Below are 23,116 nucleotides of genomic sequence, written 5' to 3'. Positions count from 1 at the left end.
TGTCTGTATTTTCGTGTATACAGAAATATCCCTTTTCTTTTCTCCTCAGCTGTGTTATACTCATGCCTAGCACAACATATAGATGAAAAACAATATATAGAAGATATAGGTACTATATATAGTATTTTGCATAGCGACTTATATATAGCACAGGGAGGGATGAGCAATGTTATATGTGATCAAGAAAGACGGGACAAGAGAGGAGTTTAATCCGCAGAAGATCGTGGCTGCCGTGAACAAATCCGCAGAGCGTATTCTTTATACTTTTTCAGACGAGGAGAAGGATTTTATCTGCCGTTTTGCCCAGGAGCATGCGGATTCCCTTGGAAAGAATGAGATTGAGATCCAGGAGATGCACAATATCGTGGAGGGGGCTCTGGAGCGTGTGAATCCGGCAGTTGCCAAGAGCTACCGTGATTATCGGAATTACAAGCTGGATTTTATCCATATGATGGATGATGTCTATACCAAGAGTCAGGCGATCCGTTATATCGGTGATAAAAGTAATGCCAATACAGACAGCGCCCTTGTTGCCACGAAACGAAGCCTGATCTTTAATGAGCTGAACAAGGAACTCTATCGGAAGTTTTTTATGAACCGTAATGAGCTTCAGGCATGTAAGGACGGCTACATTTATATTCATGACCAGTCTGCACGTCTGGATACCATGAATTGCTGTCTGTTCGATGTGGCAGCTGTTTTAAGTGGCGGTTTTGAGATGGGTAATGTCTGGTATAACGAGCCGAAGACTCTGGATACAGCCTTTGATGTTATGGGGGATATCATTCTCAGTACAGCAGCACAGCAGTATGGTGGCTTTACAGTGCCGGAGGTTGATAAGATCCTGGCACCGTATGCAAAGAAGAGCTATGATAAATATATTTCCGAATTTATGAAATACTCGGACGAGAGCTGGAGTGGCCGTGAGGAGAGAGCTATTGAGTATGCTCTTGATAAGGTCCGCAGGGATTATGACCAGGGCTGGCAGGGAATTGAGTACAAGCTGAATACCGTCGGTTCTTCCAGAGGTGATTATCCGTTTGTTACGGTGACACTTGGTCTCGGAACCGAGCAGTTTGAGAAGATGTGTACGATTTCCCTTCTTGAGGTCCATCAGGGAGGACAGGGTAAGGCCGGACACAAGAAACCGGTACTTTTCCCGAAGATCGTATTCCTTTATGACAAAGAGATCCATGGTCCAGGAAAGTGCTGTGAGGATATTTTTGAGGCTGGTGTGGAGTGTTCCTCCAAAACCATGTATCCGGACTGGCTGTCTATGTCCGGCGCAGGCTATATTTCCAGTATGTACAGGAAATACAAGAAGGTCATCAGCCCGATGGGATGCCGTGCTTTCTTAAGTCCGTGGTATGAGCGTGGCGGTATGGAGCCGGCGGATGAGAATGATACGCCTGTTTTTGTGGGACGTTTTAACATTGGTGCGGTAAGCCTTCATCTTCCGATGATCCTTGCAAAAGCCAGAGCGGAGAGCAGAGATTTTTATGAGGTTCTGGATTTCTATCTGGAAATGATCCGTAACCTGCATATTCGCACTTACGAATATCTGGGACAGATGCGTGCATCCACCAACCCGCTTGCATATTGTGAAGGCGGTTTCTACGGCGGACATCTGAAACCGAATGAAAAGATTGGCAAGATCCTGAAGCCTATGACAGCTTCCTTCGGTATCACAGCGTTAAATGAGCTTCAGGAACTTTACAATGGCAAATCCATTGCCGAGGATGGGGCGTTTGCTCTGGAGGTCTTGAAATATATCAATGACAAGGTAAATCAGTACAAGAAGGAAGATGGTTATCTTTATGCGATCTACGGAACACCGGCAGAGAGTCTTTGTGGCCTGCAGGTAGAGCAGTTCCGTAAGATGTATGGAATCATTGAGGGCGTTTCTGACAGACCATATGTGAGCAACAGCTTCCACTGCCATGTAACAGAGGATGTGACTCCGATCGAGAAACAGGATCTGGAGGGACGTTTCTGGGAGCTCTGCAATGGCGGTAAGATTCAGTATGTACGTTATCCGATCGGCTACAATAAGGAAGCTATCCGTACACTGATCCGCAGAGCCATGGATCTGGGATATTATGAGGGAGTGAACCTTTCTCTTGCATACTGTGACGATTGTGGTCATGAGGAACTGGAGATGGATGTATGCCCTGTCTGCGGTTCCAGAAACCTGACCAAGATCGACCGTATGAACGGATATCTTTCCTACAGCCGTGTCCATGGAGATACCCGCCTGAATGAGGCGAAGATGGCTGAGATCGCTGAGCGAAAATCTATGTAAATGCTAGCTGTCCGATCAACTGTGGAACAGTGATCGGACAGCCAGATAATATAAAAATATCCCGCAGAGCTGCCGGTAAGACCAGCAGCTGTCTGCGGGATATTTTTATGTAAAGTGAAGTTTTATAGTTCACTTTGTATTCTGAGTCCGTAAAATGATCATTTAATGATAGTTCCGGTCTTCTCACGGTAGCCGTCTTTTGCATGGGCCATGTCTGTGATGATGGTACGGCGTCCGGTTCCCTTCTCCACGAAGGAAACACCTGCTTCGATCTTAGGAAGCATGGAGCCTGCCGCAAACTGTTTGCCGGCAATATATTTCTTGGCATCTTCTGTGGAAATAGTATCCAGATAAGATTCGTGATCCGTATTATGGTCAAGGCTTACTTTCTCGACGCTTGTAAGGATCATCAGAGTGTCAGCGTTCAGTTCTTCTGCAAGAAGTCCTGCTGCCAGGTCTTTCTCGATGATGGCGCTGGCACCATTCAGCTGAGTTCCCTGCTCAAGAACCGGGATTCCGCCACCGCCTGCGGCAATGACGATCTGCTCTGCTGCAGAGAGGACCTTTACGGTTTCAATCTCTACGATCTTCTGTGGCTTCGGTGCTGCAAGGATACGTCTGTACTGGCCCTCGCCCACCTTTGTGACAAAGTTTCCTTTTTCTTCTTCAGCTTCGGCCTCTTCTGCGTTAAGAACACGTCCAATGATCTTCTCCGGCTCTGCAAATGCTTCATCGTATGGATCGATGACAACCTGTGTCAGAACTGTGCTGACCGGTTTGTAGATCCCTCTGGAGATAAGCTCAGCACGGATGGCGTTCTGAAGGTCATAGCCGATATAACCCTGGCTCATGGCGGAACATACGGACATTGGTGCAAATGTATAATCAGGATGTGCCTTACCGAATTCATTCATTGCGGTGTGGATCATCCCTACCTGCGGACCGTTGCTGTGGGAGATCACTACGCGGGTTCCCTCCTCTACCAGATCTGCGATTACCTTCGCTGCGAGTTTTGTAGCTGTTTTTTGCTCTGGAAGTGTGGTGCCAAGTGCCCGGTGGCCTAATGCAACTACTACGGTTTTTTCGCTCATAGGAAATACCTCGTTTCTCTTAAAAATTGGAATGAAATCAGTTACTGTATCCAGTAACGAGTACATCGAAAACGACGTACGAGTATTATATTTTATTATAAAAGACCTATGTGGGAAATGCAATAGAAAATCGAGTGTTTTCCGAGACAGGAAAAACCGCCTGATCCAGTCAGACGGTTTGCTTCCTACTATTTTTTGAGGGGGGAGATAGAGAGTGGTTTTTCATCTATCCAACACCTATTATATAGAGAAAATATGTTTAAAATATGTCGTTAATCTAAAAGAAATGGAAAATTTATAAAGAAAGTTTAAACAAACTTTATAATTTTTATATCCGGTTGCGCATGGCCTGAAAATGTGATACATTGAAAAAGTCTTGATCCTGCATTCTGCGGGATCTGTTCACGCATCGTTTCGATGCAGAAATCCATTTTATTTTATCGAAAAAAATATTGATCATGCATCATTTGCCGGGGAGGGATGCCTTTGTCTGTGGAAAAGTAAGTTTCTGTAAAAAACATGTGTATAAGAAATGCCAGATCAGGCAGAAATGAGGAAGAGCCATGAAAAACAGAATATGGAAACAGATGAAGAAAGCCGGAATTGTGACAGTGCTGGCAGGAGCCATGCTGGGAGGAACAATAGAACCGGAGCTGACTCTGGGAGCAGATTTTTTGCCGGGACAGGCACCGTTTATCGATCAGAGTGTGTTCTGGAAAGACATAGAATCCGGACAGGCGGAGCTTGGGATCCGGATTCGCGGCCTGAATGAATGGCTGTCCGGGAGAAGGTTTTCGGAGGATAAGGAGAAAAATGAGAAGTGGGACGATGAACTTCAGAAGATTGAAGATCCATCGGTGGAGCAGGAAGAAGAGATAGAACAGGAGCTGCCAGAGAATGACTTGCAGCAGGAAAAGGAGTCAGAACAGGAGCTGCCAGAGGATGATTGGCAGCAGGAAGAAGAGCCAGAACAGGAACTTTCAAAGGATGAGGATGACTTGCAGCAGGAAGAGAAGGCAGAACAGGAATTGCCGGTGGATAAGGTTGTGGAAGGAATCGGAATAGAAATGGAGGAAGCATATGAGCACGTGGAGCAGCTGGCATCCGGGGAAACAGTACAGCCGGAGGATGAAGAGCAGGAGAAAACGGGTCCGCTCACACCGGAAGGAACGTCGACCGGAGGGGAAAATGTAGGGAATGAAGAGGAAAGTGAGTCTGAGGAGACGCAAAAGCTGACGCTGGTCACGTATATTTCGGAGTATTTTGTTCCGGAAACGGATTCTGTCCCGAAAAATATGGCTGCACAGCAGATTTCTGTAAGGAGCCAGAGCGGTGAAGCTACAGAGATCACAAAGCTGGAAAGCGTGCTGAACGTGGAGCAGAACGGGCAGGATGAGATCTTTTTCCGTATCCCGCTGATTCTGCGGCAGGAATACCGTTTTCCGGCAGAGAAAAGCAGTTATCCTGTGACTCAGGAGGAACCGCTCCAGAAGGACTGTACCGGTGCGGGAACCTTTCTCATGACAGAAGAAAACGGGGAAGAGCTGGTGATCGCAGAGGGAATCTCGCCTATGCTGGACGTGGAGGCTGCTGAGGCTGATATGGAATTGTCGGTAACTGCACAGAATGAAAAAATGAAAGCAGGGCAGACCATCCGTTATCAGGTAGAGATCGCTAATACCGGAAAGCTGGATCTTGCAGATATCCGTCTGACCAGCAGCCTTTCCTGCCCTAAGATCCGGCAGCTGTGGGAAGATGCAGAAGGCCTTCTGACAGAAGGAACTGTGGCGGAATTTGCAGAATTAAAAGCCGGAGAGAGCAGGAGCTTTTATATACAGGCGCCGCTTCTGGATGAACAGGAAAAAGATCTGGAGCACCAGGTGGAAGCAGAGGCCAGGGTGAAGGACAGAGCGGATGAAGTGATCCGGAAGAACGCCTCCACTATAAATGGTCTGGAGGCACTGAAGGCGGATCTTTCTGTAAAGAAAACTGCAGACAAAGAAACCGCTGCACCGGGTGAGACTGTGACCTATCAGATCTGTATCGTGAATACCGGTGAAAAAACGCTTCATTCGGTTGTGGGAACGGAGCGCTTTCAGGCAGCAGGGATCCATGCACAGTTTCTGGAGCAGGAAGGTGTAACGCTCAACAGCAGCCGTACAAAGGCAATGATCCAACAGATCCCGCCGGGAGAGGCAGTTTCTCTTCAGGCTGTGGTGAAGATCCCGGGAAAAACAGCGGATCAGAAGCTTTTTAACCAGGTGACGGTCACAAGCCAGGAAACCGGAGAGCGATTGATGGAGGCCTCCGCTTCTGTCATGGTAAAAGGAGAGGTGGCTATTACGCCGGAAGAAGGGCTGCCTTTGCAGGGAGATGACCAGGGTCCGGCTTCCGGTCAGATACAGATGGCAAGAACTGCGTCCACACATCCGAAGACCGGAGATGATACCAGGAGGGATTTGTGGACGCTTCTGGCAGTGACAGCTTTGGTGACTGTGCTGGGCGGCATCTGGTTCCGGAAAAAATATGCGGATATTTATGGAAAAAGCTGATGTTACTGAGAACGGAGTGAACAGTAACAAGCTGATATTTTACAAGGCGGCCGTACCTCAAAGAAACGTTGAAAACAGGGGGGAGGTGTGCTATTCTATATGGTATGTACAGAAAATAAGAACAGTATATTTCCCGCCTCCGGTGTGCTGCCCGTCAGACCGGAAAAAGGGAAGATGGAGGAGAAAAATGAATCTTTTATCCTTATTGGAACATCTTGAATACAAATGCCTTCAGGGAAGTACAGAGCAGGAGGTTTCTTCTGTTGTATATGATTCCCGCAAAGTAGAAGAAGGGAGCCTTTTTATCTGCATCAGAGGTGCGGTTGTGGATGGACATAAATTTATACCTGATGTTGTGGCAAAGGGTGCGAAGACACTCATCGTGGAAGAAGCGGTGGAGGCACCGGAGGATGTGACAGTGATCCAGGTAGAGGATACCCGTTACGCCATGGCCTTTATTTCAGCAGCATGGTTCGGACATCCGGCAGAAAAGCTCAAAACCATCGGTATCACCGGAACCAAAGGAAAAACAACTACAACCTATATGGTGAAATCAATCCTTGAGAATGCCGGATATAAGGTTGGTCTGATCGGAACCATCGAGGCTGTTATCGGGGAGAAGCATATCCCGGCAGCCAACACGACACCGGAATCCTATATGGTACAGAAATATTTTCATGATATGGTAGAAGCAGGCTGCGATGCGGTCGTTATGGAGGTTTCCTCACAGGGACTGATGCTTCACAGGACCCAGGGATTTGTGTTTGATTTTGGAATTTTCACAAATATTGAACCAGATCATATCGGACCGAATGAGCATAAGGACTTTGATGATTATCTGCACTGCAAATCCATGCTTCTCAGACAGTGTAAGGTTGGTATCGTAAATCGTGACGATGAACACTTTGACCGCATTATCGAAGGCCACACCTGTAAACTTGAAACCTATGGATTTTCCGAAAAAGCAGATCTCCGTGCAGAGGACGCCAGACTCGTTGGAAGAAAGGGCTATCTGGGAATTTCCTATCATGTTAAGGGACTTATGGATTTTCCTGTGGAGATCGATATTCCAGGTAAGTTCAGCATTTACAATTCTCTGACTGCCATTGCCATCTGCCGTCATTTTAAGGTATCCGAGGAGAATATCATCAAAGCTCTGAAGGTGGCCAGGGTCAAAGGCCGTATTGAGATGATCAAGGTATCTGACGAATTCACACTGATGATCGATTACGCACATAATGCCATGGCGCTGGAGAGCCTTCTCGGAACACTGAAGGAATATGATCCGCACAGACTGGTATGCCTGTTTGGCTGTGGCGGAAACCGTTCCAAGCTGCGCCGTTATGAGATGGGTGAGGTTTCAGGAAAGATGGCAGATCTGACCATCATTACTTCAGATAATCCGCGAGATGAGGATCCACAGGCCATCATCGATGATATTAAGATCGGAATGGCAAAAACAGATGGAAAATATGTAGAGATCCCGGATCGTAAAGAGGCGATCGCCTACGCGATCCATCATGGTGAGCCGGGAGATATCATCGTCCTTGCCGGAAAGGGCCATGAGGATTATCAGGAGATCAAGGGTAAGAAATATCCCATGGATGAGCGTGTACTGATCCGGGAGATCCTGGAAGAAGATCAGAAAGCGTAAATGGATGATCTATGCAGATGTGATCATTGATATTTCTCATGAAAAGCTGGACCGGGATTTTCAGTATCGTGTACCTGAGGAACTGGTGCAGGCAATAAAACCCGGAGTTGTGGTCACAGTGCCCTTCGGAAAGGGAAATACCCTTCGGAAAGGCTATGTGACCGGGATTTCCGGAACGGCAAAATATGATGCGTCAAAGCTCAAGGAGATCCGGGGAGTATCCACAGACAGTGAGACAACAGAATCCCGGCTGATCGCACTTGCGGCCTGGATGAAGGAGACCTATGGCTCCACCATGATCCAGGCGCTGAAAACAGTTCTGCCTGTAAAAGACAAGGTCCGTGCAAAAGAGAAAAGGCTGATTTTTTTTACAGGAAAAAGGAAGAGGGTCAGGCACTTCTTGGCAAGCTGGAAGGCAGCCGCTTTAAAGCACGTGAGCGGTTCCTTCGGGCAATCCTGGAGGCCGGGAGCCTGGATTATACCTATGCCTCTAAAGAGCTTGGAGCCGGCATTTCCGTTCTTGATTTTTTTGAAAAAAAAGGTCTGATAACTATTGAAAGTCAGGAAATGTATCGCATTCCCGAGGGGCTCGGCCTGGTGAAGGAGAACATGGAGCTGAGTCTGAACCAGGAACAGCTTTTGGCGGCAGAGCAGATCTTTCGGGAATGGCAGGAGCCGGACCCAAGGCCTGCACTTCTTTTCGGAGTGACCGGAAGCGGAAAGACCCAGGTTTATATGCGCCTGATCCAGAAGGTACTGGAGGAGGGAAAACAGGCGATCGTGCTGATCCCTGAGATCGCGCTTACTTATCAGACAGTCAGGCGCTTTTATGCCATGTTCGGAGATAAGGTTTCGGTTCTGAACTCCAGACTTTCCCAGGGAGAACGTTATGATCAGTTCAAAAGAGCAAAACGTGGTGAGATCCAGGTGATGGTAGGACCCAGATCCGCACTGTTCACACCGTTTTCAGATCTGGGACTGATCGTTATCGACGAAGAGCATGAACCCACCTACAAAAGTGAGAATACGCCAAGGTACCATGCACGTGAGACTGCCATTGAGAGGGCACGAATGGAACATGCCCGTGTGGTCATGGGATCAGCCACTCCGTCATTGGAAGCCTACAGTCATGCCTGTGACGGAGAATATCTTCTGGTAAAGTTAAACGCACGTTATGAGGAAAGGCCTCTTCCACAGGTATCAATCGTGGATCTTCGGGAAGAATTAAAGAAAGGAAACCGCTCGGTACTGAGTCTGGAGCTGAAGAGGGATCTGGAGCAGGTCCTTGAAAGAAGAGAACAGGCCATGCTGTTTCTGAACCGGAGAGGATATGCGGGCTTTGTTTCCTGCAGAGCCTGCGGTCACGTTATGAAATGTCCCCACTGTGATGTATCTCTAAGTGAACACAATGGCAATCGTCTGATCTGTCATTATTGCGGCTATGAGACTGTGAAACCGGAAATCTGTCCGTCCTGTGGTTCACCGCACATTGGTGGATTTAAGGCAGGAACCCAGCAGATCGAGAAGGTCATTGAAAAAGAATTCCCGAAAGCCAGGGTACTTCGAATGGATTTTGATACCACAAGGACCAAGGACAGCTATGAGAAGATCCTGGCTTCTTTTGCAAAGCATGAGGCAGATATTCTGGTGGGGACCCAGATGATCGTCAAGGGACATGATTTTCCGAATGTGACTCTGGTAGGAGTGATTGCAGCAGATCTTTCGCTGAATATGGATGACTATCACTGCGGGGAGCGTACATTCCAGCTTCTGACTCAGGCAGTTGGACGTTCCGGCAGAGGGAATCGGCCGGGGCAGGCGGTGATCCAGACATATCAGCCGGAGCATTACAGTATCCAGGCTGCGGCTATTCAGGATTATAAGAAATTTTATAAAGAAGAAATGGGGTATCGGATGCTTCTGGACTATCCGCCGGCAGCCCATATGATGACTGTTTTTGGCGCCTGCCAGGATGAAGAACTTCTGAAAAATGCCATGTATTATATAGAAGTTTTTATCCGCAGGGTAAGTCCGAAGGAAGAGCTTCACATGATCGGACCTGCAGCTGCATCGGTAGGTAAGGTAAAGGATGTTTATCGTCAGGTGATCCATCTGAAGCACAGGGATATCTGCTTTCTCACAGCAGTCAGAGAGAAGCTGGAGAAATATATAGAGATAAATTCCGGATTCCGGAAAATATACATTCAATTTGATATGAATTAAAGGAGAAGAAAAATGGCACTTAGAACAATCCGTGTACAGGGGGATTCTGTACTGACAAAAAAATCCCGGACAGTAGACAAAATGACACCGAGGATCGGGGAACTGATCACAGATATGCTGGATACCATGTATGATGCAATGGGTGTTGGCCTCGCTGCACCACAGGTAGGAATCCTGAAACGTATCGTTGTCATCGATGTAGGTGAGGGCCCGATCGTGCTGATCAATCCGGAGATCCTTGAGACAAGCGGCGAGCAGACCGGTGACGAGGGATGCCTGAGCGTTCCGGGAATGGCAGGACAGGTAACACGTCCGAACTATGTGAAGGTAAAAGCATTTGATGTAAATATGAACGAACAGATCTACGAGGGAGAGGGCCTTCTGGCAAGAGCGTTCTGTCATGAGATTGACCATCTGGATGGAAAAATGTATACAGAACTTGTGGAGGGAGAACTTCACAAGGTAACTTATGATGAAGAAGACTAAAGGCGGATACTATGAAGATTATTTATATGGGAACTCCGGACTTTGCGGTGGCGCCTCTTGCAGCACTGGCAGAGAACGGATATGAAGTGGAGGCTGTGATCACACAGCCGGACAAACCGAAGGGCAGAGGCAAAACTATGATGCCTACTCCTGTAAAAGAAGAAGCACTGAAACACGGGATCCCGGTACTGCAGCCGGTGAAGGTAAGAGATCCTGAATTTGTGGAAGAACTGAAAAATCTTGCACCGGACATCATCATTGTTGCGGCATTCGGGCAGATCATTCCAAAGAGCATCCTGGATATGCCGAGATTCGGATGTATCAATATCCATGCGTCTCTGCTTCCTAAATATCGTGGAGCTGCACCAATCCAGCAGGCGGTGATCGACGGTGAAAAAGAATCCGGCGTTACCATTATGCAGATGGGAACCGGTCTGGATACCGGTGATATGATTTCCAAGATCGTGGTTCCGCTTGCCAAAGATGAGACAGGTGGAAGCTTGTTTGATAAGCTCGCACAGGCAGGTGCAGAGCTTCTGGTACAGACTTTACCGTCCATTTTTGACGGAACTGCAACCCGCGAGAAACAGCCGGAGGAGAGTCCAACACCATATGCTGCCATGATCTCAAAAAAAATGGGGCTTCTGGATTTCAGCAAAAATGCGGAAGAACTGGAGCGTCTGGTAAGAGGCCTTGATCCATGGCCAAGCGCTTTTACCTTTATCAATGGAAAAACATTGAAGGTCTGGAAGAGCTCTGTTCTGGAAAAACAGGCACAGGAAGCACCGGGAACTGTGATAGCCGCTGACAAAGGAGGAATCCAGGTAGCATGCGGCCAGAAGGTACTCGTGCTTCATGAAGTGCAGCTGGAAGGCAAAAAACGCATGGAAGCGGATGCGTTCCTTCGGGGATATCAGTTGAAACCAGGAGACATGTTCAGAGATTCCAGGGAGTGATGAGTTATGTACGGATATGGTTATTACGGATGGGGAATGGACCCCACGATTCTTTTGCTCGTGATCGGAATGCTTCTTTCTCTTGCGGCATCTGCGAAGCTGCGCAGTACCTTTGCAGTCTATAAAAAGGTCCGGAGTCATTCAGGTATCACCGGTGCGGAAGCTGCACAGAGGATCCTGAGAGCGGCTGGGATCACAGACGTACAGGTGGTTCCGATCCGCGGAAGTCTTACGGATCACTATGATCCGAGAACGAAAACGGTTTCCCTTTCAGAAGATATTTATGGAAGAAATTCTCTGGCGGCTGTGGGGGTGGCAGCACATGAATGTGGCCATGCGATCCAGGATGCGATCAATTATGCACCACTGAATATCCGTTCAGCCATTGTACCTGCCGCAAATATTGGTTCCCAGCTTTCATGGCCGCTGTTTATCGCAGGACTGATCTTTTCCATTGATCCGCTGGTAACTCTGGGAATTGTTTTGTTTTCACTGGCAGTACTGTTTCAGCTGGTGACACTTCCGGTTGAGATCAATGCGTCTTCCAGAGCGCTTAAAATGCTGGAAAGTACAGGTATCTTAGGTGCAGATGAAAAAAAGGGTGCAAGAAAAGTACTTACAGCGGCAGCGCTTACCTATGTAGCAGCTCTGGCGGCATCTATTCTGCAGCTTCTGAGACTGATTATCCTTGCAGGAGGTAGAGATCGTGATTAGCAGCGGAGTAAATACCAGAGAACTGATCCTTGAGATCCTGTTACAGATCGAGGAGGAGGGTGAGCACAGCCATATTGCGATCCGGAATGCGCTTTCCAAATATCAGTTTCTTCCGAAACAGGAACGTAGCTTTATTACAAGAGTATGTGAGGGAACCCTGGAATACAGGATCTATATTGATTATGTCATCGATTCTTTTTCCAAGGTTTCTGTAAACAAGATGAAACCGCAGATCCGTGAGATCCTGAGAAGTGCGGTATATCAGCTGAAATTTATGGACAGTGTTCCGGACAGTGCAGTATGCAATGAAGCGGTAAAGCTGGCACAGCGAAAAGGCTTTTATAATCTAAAGCCCTTTGTCAACGGGGTGCTCCGTACGATCGCAAGAGAGATCGGTGATCTGGAGCTTCCTTCCAGGGAAGAAAACGAAGTTCGTTATCTTTCTGTGAAATATTCCATGCCGGAATATCTGGTAGAAAAATGGAAAGCAGCCTACGGAGTGAAGACTACGGAGAAGATCCTGGAGGATTTTCTGACAGAAAGACCGATCACAGTACGGTGCCGTACTCATAAGGCGTCTCTGAGAGAAATCGTCACCAGTTTGAAGTCTCAGGGAGTGACAGTAGAACAGGCTCCTTATCTTCCCTATGCACTGAAGATTTCCGATTACAATCATATTTTGACACTTGAGACCTTCCTTCAGGGAAAGATCCTGGTGCAGGATGTAAGCTCTATGCTTGTAGCGGAAGCTGCAAGTCCGAAAAAAGGTGACCATATCATCGACATGTGCGCTGCACCAGGTGGAAAAAGCATCCATGCGGCAGACAAAATGGGGGATTACGGAAATGTGGATGCCAGAGATGTAAGTCAGTATAAGGCAGATCTTATCAAAGAAAACATCCACAGGACCGGAGTGATCAATGTGGAAGCCAGAGTTCAGGATGCAACGGTATATGATCCGGATTCCGAACAGGCTGCGGATATTGTGATCGCGGATGTACCGTGCTCCGGTTATGGAGTTATCGGCAAGAAACCGGAAATCAAATACCGGGCAACTCCGCAGAAACAGGAAGAGATCGTAATGCTCCAGAGAATGATCCTGGATAAGGCTGCAAAGTATGTGAAACCGGATGGAACGCTGATCTTCAGCACATGTACCATTGCCCGGGAAGAAAACGAAGAAAATGTATTATGGTTTTTAAAGAATTATCCGTACCGGCTGGAAAGCCTGGATCCGTATATTCCGGAGGAACTGCACTGTAAGTCCACGAAGCTTGGCTATCTGCAGCTTCTGCCGGGAATACATAAGACAGATGGATTCTTTATTGCCAGATTCAGAAGGAAATAACAGAAAATGACAGATGTAAAATCCATGACCATGGAGGAATTGAAGGAATTCATGACAAAGATCGGTGAAAAGCCTTTCCGGGCGAAACAGATCTATGCATGGCTTCACCAGCAGCTGGTTACCTCCTGGGATGAAATGACAAATCTTTCCAAAAGCCTCAGGGAAAAGCTTTCGGCTTATCCGATCACAGCACTGACCCAGGCAGATGTAAGGATCTCAAAAATTGACGGAACCAGAAAATATCTGTTCCAGCTGGAAGATGGAAATGTGATCGAGAGTGTTCTCATGCGGTATCACCACGGAAATTCTGTGTGCATTTCTTCTCAGGTGGGTTGCCGTATGGGATGCAGATTCTGTGCATCTACCATCGGAGGACTGACCAGATGCCTGAAACCGTCCGAGATGCTGGATCAGATTTACCGTATCCAGGCAGATACCGGTGAACGTGTGGCCAATGTAGTTGTGATGGGAACCGGTGAGCCGATGGATAATTATGACAATCTTGTCCGTTTTGTCCGGATCCTTACCGACGAAAACGGTCTTGGGATCAGTCAGAGAAATGTGACGGTTTCTACCTGTGGGATCGTGCCGAAGATGTATGATCTGGCTGAAGAAAAGCTTCAGATCACTCTGGCACTTTCCCTTCATGCTCCAAATGATGAAAAACGACAGGAACTGATGCCGATCGCGAATAAGTATTCTATGGATGAGGTTCTGGATGCCTGCAGAAATTATTTTGACAAAACAGGCCGAAGGATCACCTTTGAGTACAGTCTTGTAGCCGGCGTCAACGACAGTGAAGAAGATGCGAGACAGCTGGCAGGCCGTATAAAAGGCATTAATTGCCATGTAAATCTGATTCCGGTCAATCCCATCAAGGAACGCTCCTATGTGAGGTCTACTCGACAGGCTGTGGAGAATTTCAAAATAAAACTTGAAAAATACGGAATTAATGTTACTATTAGAAGGGAAATGGGCAGCGATATCGACGGTGCCTGTGGACAGCTAAGAAAAAGTTACATGGAAAAAACAGAAAGCGAGAAGTGACATGAGGATATACTCAGCTACTGATGTAGGGCAGAAGCGGAAGATGAATCAGGATTACGTGTTTGCATCTGAAGGTCCGGTTGGAAATCTGCCTAATCTTTTCACAGTCGCGGACGGAATGGGCGGACATAACGCCGGTGACTATGCATCCTCACATGCAGTACGGATCCTTGTGGATGAAATCCGTGAAGATGCGGATTACAATCCTGTGAAGGTTATTCGTCATGCGATCGAAGCTGCGAACACGGAGATCAGAAACCGTGCGCAGGAAGACGAAAACCTCCGGGGCATGGGAACCACTATGGTGGTGGCGACTATTGTAGATCAGTATGCCTATGTAGCCAATGTGGGTGACAGCCGTTTATATGTGATCCAGGACGGGATCCGCCAGGTCACCAGAGATCATTCCCTGGTACAGGAAATGGTGAGAATGGGCGAGATCAGCGAAGCGGAAGCACGGAATCATCCGGATAAGAACATCATTACAAGGGCACTTGGCGCGGAGAAAACGGTGGATGTGGATTTCTTTGATCTGAAACTTGAAAAAGGATGTACGATCCTGATGTGTTCAGACGGTCTCAGCAATATGGTTGAAGATGAGAAGATCCAGGAGATCATATCCGATCCGGAAGCAGATATTGATCAGAAGGGCAGTGCGCTCCTTCGGGAAGCAAATCAGAATGGTGGTAAGGATAATATTGCAGTCGTACTGGTAGAGCCATTCACGAATGAGGTGGAAGCATGTTGAAGACGGGAATGATCATAGCCGAGCGCTATGAGATCGTAGGAAAAATCGGAACTGGCGGAATGGCAGATGTCTATAAGGCTATGGACCATAAGCTGAACCGTTTTGTTGCAGTGAAGGTCCTGAAACCGGAGTTTCGGGAAGACACCACGTTTATAAAGAAATTCAGAAGTGAGGCCCAGGCGGCAGCTGGTCTTACACATCCGAATATCGTCAATGTATTTGACGTAGGAGATGACGGCGGTATTTATTACATTGTTATGGAACTGATCGAGGGTATCACTCTGAAGGAATACATCTCCAAGAAGGGAAAGCTTTCCATTAAAGAGGCTACAAGTATCGCAATCCAGGTTTCTATGGGTCTGGAGGCGGCACACAGCCATGGTATCGTTCACAGAGATGTGAAACCCCAGAATATCATTATCTCCACAGATGGTAAAGTAAAGGTGACAGACTTTGGAATTGCCAGAGCTGCATCTTCCAATACGATCAGCTCCAATGTAATGGGATCTGTACATTACAGCTCACCTGAGCAGGTGAGAGGCGGATACAGCGATGAGAAGAGCGATATCTATTCTCTTGGAATCACACTGTATGAGATGGTCACAGGAAGAGTTCCTTTTGACGGAGATACCACTGTGGCGATCGCTATCAAGCATCTGCAGGAAGAGATGGTTCCGCCAAGTGTTTATACACCGGACCTTCCGTACAGTCTGGAGCAGATCATTCTGAAATGTACACAGAAAAGTGTAGATCGTCGTTACAGCCGTATGGAGGATGTGATCGCAGATCTGAAGCATTCTCTGATCGATCCCCAGGGTGATTTTGTAAAGCTTACTACAGTTGACAACGATGCCAAGACGGTTGTGATCTCAGAAGAAGAGCTTGGTGAGATCAAACATACACCGAAGCAGATCACAAAACCGGAGATCACCGCACTTGAGGAAGAAAAATACGACGATAACGATTACGATGATGCAGAGGAAGAATACAGACCGAGATCCGAGCATAGATCCGGAAAGAAAAAGAAGCATCATGGTTCCGGAAGAGGCCTGACGATTGCGGCATTGATCGGCGGGGCAGCCCTTCTGATCGTTCTTGTGGTAGTGCTTGGACGTGCCGCAGGACTGTTTGGAACCGGCAGCAGCGGAGCGGCAGACAGCAGCAAGGCAGAAGCGAAGCAGGAATCATCAGCTGACGGTCTGGCAACCGTTCCTGATCTTGTAGGCAAGACAGAGGAAGAGGCTAAAACACTTGCAAACGATGCACATCTGGGTGTCCAGATGGCTGGTGAGGAGGCATCCGATCAGGAAAAAGGCAGGATCTCCCGTCAGGAGACAGCTGCGGGAACACAGGTTGAAGCCAATACAACTGTGAAATACTGGGTAAGCACCGGAACAGCACAGGTTACGATCCCAGATCTGGATGGACGTACAGGAATCGATGCACAGCAGACTCTGGAAGATCTTGGACTTCAGGTAAATGTCCAGAAAGAATACAGCGACACAGATGACAACGGATATGCACTGGTAGATCCGGGATATGTTTACAATGTCGAGCCGGCAGCAGGTACTTCTGTGCAGGCAGGCTCTTCTGTAACACTGACAGTCAGTCGAGGGGTTGATTATGGCGATAATGCTGAGGTCCCGAGTGTTGTGGGAATGACCAAGGATGATGCGCTTACTACTTTAGGTAAATTTATTGATATCCAGATAACAGAACAGCAGAGTACAGAAGCTGCAGGTACAGTTATCGCACAGGATCCGGAAGCCTATGCGGCAGCAGACCCGGATCAGCCGATCAGCATTACCATCAGCTCCGGTGACAAGGCTCCATCCACAGATAGCGCAGCATCTGCAGATAGTACAGCATCTACAGACAGTACAGCATCTACAGATAGCACAGCATCTGCGGACAGCACAGTATCCACAACTACATCTACAGCAGATGTCAATGCAAACACAGGCTGGAAATGTACACAGACACTGGATACCCCGTCCGGCTACAATGGAGGCGCGATCCGTCTGGAACTGATCCAGGACGTAAACGGTGAGCCTAAGGCATCCACCATCATTGATGGACAGAATATCAGTTTCCCGTATCAGCTTGATATCTCAGGTGCTGAGGGCGTTACCTCAGGAACCATCTATCTCTATGAAGAGGTAGACGGGGATTATCAGCAGCTTGGAACCTACACGGTTACATTCAAGAAAGCTGAGTGATCATGCAGGGAAAGATAATCAAAGGTATTGCCGGATTCTACTACGTATATGCAGAAGACGGCAATACATATGAATGCAGAGCCAAGGGAATTTTCCGTAAGGATAAATTCAAGCCTCTGGTAGGTGACAATGTGGACATTACAGTTCTGGATGAAAAGGAACTGGAGGGAAGTGTGACGGAGATCCACAAGCGGAAGAATTCTCTGATCCGTCCGGCTGTGGCCAATGTAGATCAGGCACTGGTGATCTTTGCCATGGATAATCCGAAGCCGAACTTCATGCTTCTGGATCGTTTCCTCATTATGATGGAGAGGGAAGGTGTTCCGGCAGTCATCTGTTTTAACAAAAAGATCTGGCAACAACGGAAGAGCTGGAATTTCTCTATGAAACATACCAGAGCTGCGGCTATCAGGTGATCCTGTCAAGTGCCCTGAAGAGAGAAGGACTCGACGAGATCGAAGAAGTGCTTCAGGGCATGACAACTGTGGTTGCCGGCCCATCCGGCGTGGGAAAATCTTCTCTTACAAATTCCCTTCAGGAAGAAGTGGAGATGGAAACCGGTGAGATCAGCCGTAAGCTGAAACGGGGAAAACATACTACGCGCCATGCACAGATCATACCGGTGGCACAGGATACATTCCTTGTGGATACGCCGGGATTTTCCTCCTTATATATTGAAAATATGGAGGAGCAGGAACTGAAGGATTACTTTCCAGAGTTCCGAAGATATGAAGGACAGTGCCGCTTTCAGGGGTGCCGTCACATACATGAACCGGGCTGCGCTGTTAAGGAAGCCCTTGAGAACAATGAGATCAGCAGACTCCGATATGAAGATTATCTGGAGCTGCACCAGGAATTAAAAGAGAAAAGGAGATACTGAGTCATGGAATACCGATTGTGCCCGTCGATCTTATCAGCAGATTTTAACAGACTGGGAGAACAGATCAAAATTCTGGAAAAGGAAGGCGTTGAATATCTGCATATTGATGTTATGGATGGAGATTTTGTTCCCAGCATTTCTTTTGGAATGCCGGTGATCAAATCGATCCGGAAAGAATCCAACATGTTTTTCGACGTACATTTGATGGTAACAGAACCGGAAAGATATATCCGCGATTTTGTAGAATGCGGAGCAGATTCCATTACTGTACATGCGGAGGCATGTGAGGATCTGGAGCGTACACTGGAGCAGATCAGGGCAGCAGGGGTAAAGGCGGCAGTTTCAATCAAGCCATCCACACCGGTAAATGACATCAGCCATCTTCTTGAAGATGTGGATATGGTGCTGATAATGACTGTTCAGCCAGGATTTGGCGGACAGAAATACATGGACGAATGCACGGAGAAGATCCAGGAGCTTCGTGAGCTTATTGATGAAGAAGAGCTGGATGTTGATATCCAGGTAGATGGTGGTATCAATGATGATACACTGGAGACGGTTATGCGTGCCGGTGCAAACCTCATGGTCGCAGGTTCCTGGGTATTTAAGGGCGATGTGGCAGCCAATGTAAGACACATTACAGAAAAAATCCACAATATCAAAAAAGAGCTGGACTGAAAATGATCGATACAATAATAATCAGCGGGGGCAATATCCAGAATGGTTTTGCCCTCGATTTTTTAAAAAAGAATAGAAGAAAGCCGAGGAGAGAAAATCACTCTTGTTGCTGCAGATAAGGGGATGGAATGGTTTATGAAAAACCGGGAATTTATTCCGGATCTTGCAATTGGGGATTTTGACAGTCTTTCCGAAGAAGGCCAAAAATATATGGAAAGCCTGAAGGGACCGGAGATCATCAGGCTGAAGCCAGAGAAGGATGATTCGGATACACAGTCTGCGGTAAACCAGATGATCCGCAAGGGTGCAAAGGATATCCTGATCCTGGGAGCTACCGGCACAAGGCTGGATCATGTGCTGGCGAATCTGGGACTGCTTTCCATGGGTAAGGAACAGGGCGTTCGTATTGCGATCGCAGATCAGTGGAATTATATCACACTTGCAGAAAGCGGAACCATACTGCACAGAGAGGAGCAGTTTGGAAAATATGTTTCATTCTTTACTGTGGGAGGTGATGTGACAGGCCTCACTCTGAAGGGATTTAAGTATCCGCTGAACGGATATCATCTGACAGTAGAAGACAGTGGCCTGACCGTCAGCAATGAAATTTCGGAAGAAACCGCAGAGATCCTGTATGAAAGCGGGCAGCTTCTGATGATCATGTCCAGGGACTGACAGTAACAATAAATGCCTCACAGTTGCGATTTCAGGCTGTGTATGGTAATATGGGACAGGAATGGCCTGAAAAACGGAAAGGCCTGTTTAAAGAGTATCTGAAAAATACTGTAAATAAATATATTGAAAGGACGTATATAGAGAGATGAAATTAGGAATCGTAGGTCTTCCTAACGTAGGAAAAGTACATTATTCAATTCACTGACAAAAGCCGGAGCAGAATCCGCAAACTATCCGTTCTGTACTATCGACCCCAATGTGGGGGTTGTAACCGTTCCGGATGAGAGACTGAATCTTCTCGGAGATTTTTATAAATCAAAAAAGTAACACCGGCAGTGATCGAATTCGTCGATATTGCAGGTCTTGTAAAAGGCGCATCTAAGGGAGAGGGACTTGGAAACCAGTTCCTTGCAAATATCCGTGAGGTAGATGCTATCGTTCACGTGGTACGCTGCTTTGAGGATTCCAATGTTGTTCATGTAGATGGAAGCATTGATCCGCTCCGCGATATCGAGACTATTAATCTGGAGCTTGTTTTCTCTGATCTTGAGATCCTCGAGAGAAGAATTGCCAAGGTTACCAAGACTGCACGTATGGATAAGGAAGCTGCCAAAGAGCTTGCATTCCTTGAAAAAGTAAAGGCGCATCTGGAAGAGGGACAGCTTGCCATTACTCTGGAAACAGAGAACGAAGATGAGGATGCATGGCTTGCAACCTATAATCTTCTTACTGCAAAACCGGTGATCTATGCGGCTAACGTTGCAGAGGATGATATCGCAGATGATGGGGCGAACAATCAGTATGTACAGGCAGTACGTGAATACGCTGCCAAACAGAACAGCGAGGTATTTGTGATCTGTGCGCAGATCGAGGAGGAGATCTCCGAGCTGGATGAGGATGAGAGAAAGATGTTCCTTGAGGATCTGGGACTGACAGAATCCGGCCTGGAGAAGTTGGTGCGCGCAAGCTATCACCTTCTTGGCCTTATGAGCTTCCTGACAGCAGGAGAGGATGAGACAAGAGCATGGACTATCAAGATCGGAACCAAGGCACCGCAGGCAGCAGGTAAGATCCACACAGACTTTGAACGTGGATTTATCAAAGCAGAGGTTGTGAATTATCAGGATCTTCTGGATTGCGGTTCCTATGCAGGTGCCAGAGAGAAGGGCCTTGTACGTATGGAAGGAAAAGAGTACGTTGTACAGGACGGAGATGTGATCTTATTCAGATTTAACGTGTGATCACCAACGTCTGTGAAATACCGGCTGTAAGCTGAAAAATTATAACAGGTGATTTTATGGATATGTCAATTCGGTTTCCCGGATTAAATCTGGTTTTGGATCATGTGCCGAGATCCTTTGAGATCTTTGGCTTTGAGATCACGATCTATGGCGTCCTGATCGCGATAGGAATGCTTCTGGGAATCTTTTTTGTGGTACTGGAAGCCAGAAGAAATCATGAAGATCCGGATGCATATCTGGATCTGGCCATCATAACGCTGCTTTCCGGTGTGGCAGGGGCAAGGCTGCTTTATGCGGCTTTTTCCTGGAGTCTTTATAAAAATGATCCGGGACAGCTTCTGAATATACGGTCCGGAGGACTTATGTTTTATGGCGGACTTCTGGGCGGTGTGCTGGGTGGTGCGGTCTACTGCAGGATCCGAAAGAAATCCTTCTGGCAGATGGCAGATCTTGCCTGCATGGGACTTCTGATCGGGCAGATAATAGGAAAGTGGGGAAGCTTTTTTAACAGAGAATCTTTCGGGGAATATGCAGACAACATTTTTTCCATGCAGCTGCCGCTGACTGCGGTACGGGCAGGAGAGGTCACCACGGCTATGCGTGAAAAGCTTCAAACCGTGGACGGTGGTACCTGGATTTTGGTACAGCCCTTGTTTTTCTATGAAAGTCTCTGGTGTCTGCTTGTGCTTTTGATGCTTATGATGCTGCTTCGCAAAAAAGTATTTCAGGGAGAGATCTTTCTGAGATATCTGGCAGGCTATGGTCTTGGAAGAGCAGTGATCCAGTGGTTCCGCACAGATAAAATACTGTTTCCGGGAACCGGTGTGGATGTTTCACTGGTGATCTCGGTAATACTTTTTGTTCTTTGCACCGTGGTAGTTGCAGTGAAACGCGTGATGTCCAGAAAGCGGGCAAAAGTACGGATGAGAAGGATCGAGAAAGATCAGCAAGCAGAGAAAGAAGCGGAACAGCAACGGGAAAATGTAGCAGAGAATCTGGAAACAGAGACTGTACAGGGAGAAAAAAATGGATCAGAACGAGATACAGAAGAAAGAGGAATCTCTTCGGAAAGCGTCACTTTTGCGGCAGCTGCAGGAGGAACGGAAGAAGCTGGACAGCCAGATCAGGAGCAGGAGCGATCTTCTGAAGAATCTGGAGGCCAGCCAAAGAGTTGACCGTATTCTGGAATTATATTACGGAAACTGAGAGCAAACAGATATAGGATACAGATGCTTTTGTCTGATGGATCAGAATATAGGATACCGGCATTTGGCTGATAAGAGCAGCAGAAAACTGCCCTGCAGGAAAACGTCTTCTACGACGTTTCCGGCAGGGCAGTTTTTGTGCTGTGCAGTAGGAATATATCAGTACATCTTTCGGAAATCCAGAGGAGTTGTGCCTGTGACTTTACGGAACATGGCGATAAAGTGGCTGGCATCGGAAAATCCGGAAGCGCCGGCAACATCCTGGATCTTCATATCCGGTCTGGAAAGCAGAAGCTCACGTGCGCGGCTGATGCGGTACATGGTAACGTACTCGTAAACCGAGCAGCCCATAAAACGGCGGAACAGACGGGAAAGATACTGCGGAGAGACAAAAACGCTCCGGCTCAGCTGCGCTGCAGTGATATCCTGCTGATAACCGGTTTCGATTTCTTTTATTACCGGAATCACATATCTCTGGTAGAGAGGATTATCCTGTATCTTCGGAGAAGCTGCACAGTCTGTAAAATTCATAAGAAAATTATAGCAGTCGGAAGAAAGAGATTTCATATCCGGTGTGGGCTGATGATATTTACGCAAGGTAGAAGAAATCATTTTCCGGATACTGGCTCCTTGTTCCTTTTCGATAAGGATCACTTCCTGGTTGTCTGTCATGGAAGGAATGCTGCCTGCCAATGTTCCTGTGAAGGTGGCAAACATCGTGGTCCAGGAAGTAGACTCCCTGTGATAGGAATGAGGGACACCGGGGGCGATGAGGATGCCCTCGTTGGCTCCGAGAGTATAAAATTTTCCACGGACTTCAATGCGTCCGGTACCCTTTTCAGTCTGGAGGTAATGATAATACGGATATCCGTCCGGACGGAAGATATTAACCTGATTCCAGTGGTTCCCAAGAGACTCAAACATGAAGGGAGCACTGACCGGAGTGTTTCTGAAATAGATCGACATGATATTCACCTGTTTCTAAATGTTATATATTTTGGCGAAACATATTATACCATAATCCGGTGGATTATACTATAATGATCATAGCATAAAAAACGAAGGATCCGGCAGAAAAACAGAATCTGCCGGGCAGG

At 47.3% G+C, this 23,116-nt stretch carries 19 protein-coding genes and 1 pseudogene; 18 read left to right on the top strand and 2 right to left on the bottom strand.

Annotation, left to right across the window (positions count from 1 at the left end; genetic code table 11):
* Window positions 1-166: 166 nt before the first annotated feature.
* On the top strand, window positions 167-2,302 hold the full coding sequence (nrdD, locus tag CK1_RS09980) for an anaerobic ribonucleoside-triphosphate reductase (protein ID WP_015526126.1): 2,136 nt from the start codon (window positions 167-169) through the stop codon (window positions 2,300-2,302).
* Between the two features lie 158 nt (window positions 2,303-2,460).
* Here the strand turns inward: nrdD and arcC are convergent, their stop codons facing one another.
* Window positions 2,461-3,393, bottom strand: coding sequence for a carbamate kinase (arcC, locus tag CK1_RS09975; RefSeq protein ID WP_015526125.1), 933 nt, complete (start codon window positions 3,391-3,393; stop codon window positions 2,461-2,463).
* 563 nt (window positions 3,394-3,956) lie between these two features.
* On the opposite strand from arcC, the gene CK1_RS09970 reads away from it, so the two are divergent.
* The 17 genes and pseudogenes from CK1_RS09970 to lgt all read left to right on the top strand — a co-directional run bounded on the left by CK1_RS09970 (window position 3,957) and on the right by lgt (window position 21,989).
* A complete protein-coding gene (locus CK1_RS09970; RefSeq protein WP_015526124.1) occupies window positions 3,957-5,945 on the top strand; it encodes a COG1361 family protein in 1,989 nt (662 codons plus the stop codon).
* 187 nt (window positions 5,946-6,132) lie between these two features.
* Window positions 6,133-7,599 carry a UDP-N-acetylmuramoyl-L-alanyl-D-glutamate--2,6-diaminopimelate ligase gene (locus tag CK1_RS09965; protein WP_044961562.1) on the top strand — a complete coding sequence of 489 codons (1,467 nt, stop codon included), beginning with the start codon at window positions 6,133-6,135 and terminating at the stop codon, window positions 7,597-7,599.
* A gap of 4 nt (window positions 7,600-7,603) precedes the next feature.
* Window positions 7,604-8,146, top strand: a complete 543-nt coding sequence (locus tag CK1_RS18315) for a primosomal protein N' family DNA-binding protein (protein ID WP_015526122.1) — start codon at window positions 7,604-7,606, stop codon at window positions 8,144-8,146.
* A 50-nt stretch (window positions 8,147-8,196) separates the two neighbouring features.
* Entirely contained in the window at window positions 8,197-9,822 is a 1,626-nt protein-coding gene (priA, locus tag CK1_RS09960; RefSeq protein WP_353611163.1) for a replication restart helicase PriA, read from the top strand.
* 12 nt (window positions 9,823-9,834) lie between these two features.
* On the top strand, window positions 9,835-10,308 hold the full coding sequence (def, locus tag CK1_RS09955; protein WP_015526120.1) for a peptide deformylase: 474 nt from the start codon (window positions 9,835-9,837) through the stop codon (window positions 10,306-10,308).
* A gap of 11 nt (window positions 10,309-10,319) precedes the next feature.
* Window positions 10,320-11,264, top strand: coding sequence for a methionyl-tRNA formyltransferase (gene fmt / locus CK1_RS09950; protein ID WP_015526119.1), 945 nt, complete (start codon window positions 10,320-10,322; stop codon window positions 11,262-11,264).
* Window positions 11,265-11,270: 6 nt separating this feature from the next.
* Window positions 11,271-11,978, top strand: coding sequence for a zinc metallopeptidase (locus CK1_RS09945; RefSeq protein WP_015526118.1), 708 nt, complete (start codon window positions 11,271-11,273; stop codon window positions 11,976-11,978).
* On the top strand, window positions 11,971-13,326 hold the full coding sequence (rsmB, locus tag CK1_RS09940) for a 16S rRNA (cytosine(967)-C(5))-methyltransferase RsmB (protein ID WP_021651616.1): 1,356 nt from the start codon (window positions 11,971-11,973) through the stop codon (window positions 13,324-13,326). Before CK1_RS09945 ends, rsmB begins: the two co-directional genes overlap by 8 nt.
* A gap of 6 nt (window positions 13,327-13,332) precedes the next feature.
* The gene (gene rlmN, locus CK1_RS09935) at window positions 13,333-14,373 is read left to right on the top strand and encodes a dual-specificity RNA methyltransferase RlmN (protein ID WP_015526117.1); all 1,041 of its coding nucleotides are present in this window, start codon (window positions 13,333-13,335) and stop codon (window positions 14,371-14,373) included.
* A 1-nt stretch (window position 14,374) separates the two neighbouring features.
* Entirely contained in the window at window positions 14,375-15,121 is a 747-nt protein-coding gene (locus CK1_RS09930) for a Stp1/IreP family PP2C-type Ser/Thr phosphatase (protein WP_021651617.1), read from the top strand.
* Window positions 15,115-17,340, top strand: a complete 2,226-nt coding sequence (pknB, locus tag CK1_RS09925) for a Stk1 family PASTA domain-containing Ser/Thr kinase (protein ID WP_015526115.1) — start codon at window positions 15,115-15,117, stop codon at window positions 17,338-17,340. Before CK1_RS09930 ends, pknB begins: the two co-directional genes overlap by 7 nt.
* A gap of 2 nt (window positions 17,341-17,342) precedes the next feature.
* On the top strand, window positions 17,343-17,756 hold the full coding sequence (gene rsgA / locus CK1_RS18865; protein WP_015526114.1) for a GTPase RsgA: 414 nt from the start codon (window positions 17,343-17,345) through the stop codon (window positions 17,754-17,756).
* On the top strand, window positions 17,693-18,220 hold the full coding sequence (gene rsgA, locus CK1_RS18860; protein WP_502685133.1) for a ribosome small subunit-dependent GTPase A: 528 nt from the start codon (window positions 17,693-17,695) through the stop codon (window positions 18,218-18,220). Before rsgA (CK1_RS18865) ends, rsgA (CK1_RS18860) begins: the two co-directional genes overlap by 64 nt.
* Before the next feature lie 3 nt (window positions 18,221-18,223).
* Window positions 18,224-18,898, top strand: coding sequence for a ribulose-phosphate 3-epimerase (gene rpe, locus CK1_RS09915; protein ID WP_015526113.1), 675 nt, complete (start codon window positions 18,224-18,226; stop codon window positions 18,896-18,898).
* Window positions 18,899-19,033: 135 nt separating this feature from the next.
* Window positions 19,034-19,573, top strand: coding sequence for a thiamine diphosphokinase (locus CK1_RS09910; protein ID WP_015526112.1), 540 nt, complete (start codon window positions 19,034-19,036; stop codon window positions 19,571-19,573).
* 145 nt (window positions 19,574-19,718) lie between these two features.
* A pseudogene (gene ychF, locus CK1_RS09905) lies at window positions 19,719-20,814 on the top strand (redox-regulated ATPase YchF).
* A 56-nt stretch (window positions 20,815-20,870) separates the two neighbouring features.
* Window positions 20,871-21,989, top strand: a complete 1,119-nt coding sequence (gene lgt, locus CK1_RS09900) for a prolipoprotein diacylglyceryl transferase (protein WP_015526110.1) — start codon at window positions 20,871-20,873, stop codon at window positions 21,987-21,989.
* A gap of 189 nt (window positions 21,990-22,178) precedes the next feature.
* Here the strand turns inward: lgt and CK1_RS09895 are convergent, their stop codons facing one another.
* The gene (locus CK1_RS09895; RefSeq protein WP_015526109.1) at window positions 22,179-22,985 is read right to left on the bottom strand and encodes a helix-turn-helix domain-containing protein; all 807 of its coding nucleotides are present in this window, start codon (window positions 22,983-22,985) and stop codon (window positions 22,179-22,181) included.
* Window positions 22,986-23,116 lie beyond the last annotated feature (131 nt).

The organism is Ruminococcus sp. SR1/5, assembly GCF_000209835.1.
GTDB classification, from domain to species: domain Bacteria; phylum Bacillota; class Clostridia; order Lachnospirales; family Lachnospiraceae; genus Blautia_A; species Blautia_A fusiformis.
The sequence above is the reverse complement of the archived record's forward strand: the minus strand, read 5'-3'. Positions and strand labels throughout refer to the sequence as shown.

Bases quoted from the DNA above. Each gene is read 5' to 3' on its own strand.
- nrdD (WP_015526126.1), top strand. From the start codon at position 167: ATGTTATATGTGATCAAGAAAGACGGGACAAGAGAGGAGTTTAATCCG.
- arcC (WP_015526125.1), bottom strand. From the start codon at position 3,393: ATGAGCGAAAAAACCGTAGTAGTTGCATTAGGCCACCGGGCACTTGGC.
- CK1_RS09970 (WP_015526124.1), top strand. From the start codon at position 3,957: ATGAAAAACAGAATATGGAAACAGATGAAGAAAGCCGGAATTGTGACA.
- CK1_RS09965 (WP_044961562.1), top strand. From the start codon at position 6,133: ATGAATCTTTTATCCTTATTGGAACATCTTGAATACAAATGCCTTCAG.
- CK1_RS18315 (WP_015526122.1), top strand. From the start codon at position 7,604: ATGATCTATGCAGATGTGATCATTGATATTTCTCATGAAAAGCTGGAC.
- def (WP_015526120.1), top strand. From the start codon at position 9,835: ATGGCACTTAGAACAATCCGTGTACAGGGGGATTCTGTACTGACAAAA.
- fmt (WP_015526119.1), top strand. From the start codon at position 10,320: ATGAAGATTATTTATATGGGAACTCCGGACTTTGCGGTGGCGCCTCTT.
- CK1_RS09945 (WP_015526118.1), top strand. From the start codon at position 11,271: ATGTACGGATATGGTTATTACGGATGGGGAATGGACCCCACGATTCTT.
- rlmN (WP_015526117.1), top strand. From the start codon at position 13,333: ATGACAGATGTAAAATCCATGACCATGGAGGAATTGAAGGAATTCATG.
- CK1_RS09930 (WP_021651617.1), top strand. From the start codon at position 14,375: ATGAGGATATACTCAGCTACTGATGTAGGGCAGAAGCGGAAGATGAAT.
- pknB (WP_015526115.1), top strand. From the start codon at position 15,115: ATGTTGAAGACGGGAATGATCATAGCCGAGCGCTATGAGATCGTAGGA.
- rsgA (WP_015526114.1), top strand. From the start codon at position 17,343: ATGCAGGGAAAGATAATCAAAGGTATTGCCGGATTCTACTACGTATAT.
- rpe (WP_015526113.1), top strand. From the start codon at position 18,224: ATGGAATACCGATTGTGCCCGTCGATCTTATCAGCAGATTTTAACAGA.
- CK1_RS09910 (WP_015526112.1), top strand. From the start codon at position 19,034: ATGAAAAACCGGGAATTTATTCCGGATCTTGCAATTGGGGATTTTGAC.
- lgt (WP_015526110.1), top strand. From the start codon at position 20,871: ATGGATATGTCAATTCGGTTTCCCGGATTAAATCTGGTTTTGGATCAT.
- CK1_RS09895 (WP_015526109.1), bottom strand. From the start codon at position 22,985: ATGTCGATCTATTTCAGAAACACTCCGGTCAGTGCTCCCTTCATGTTT.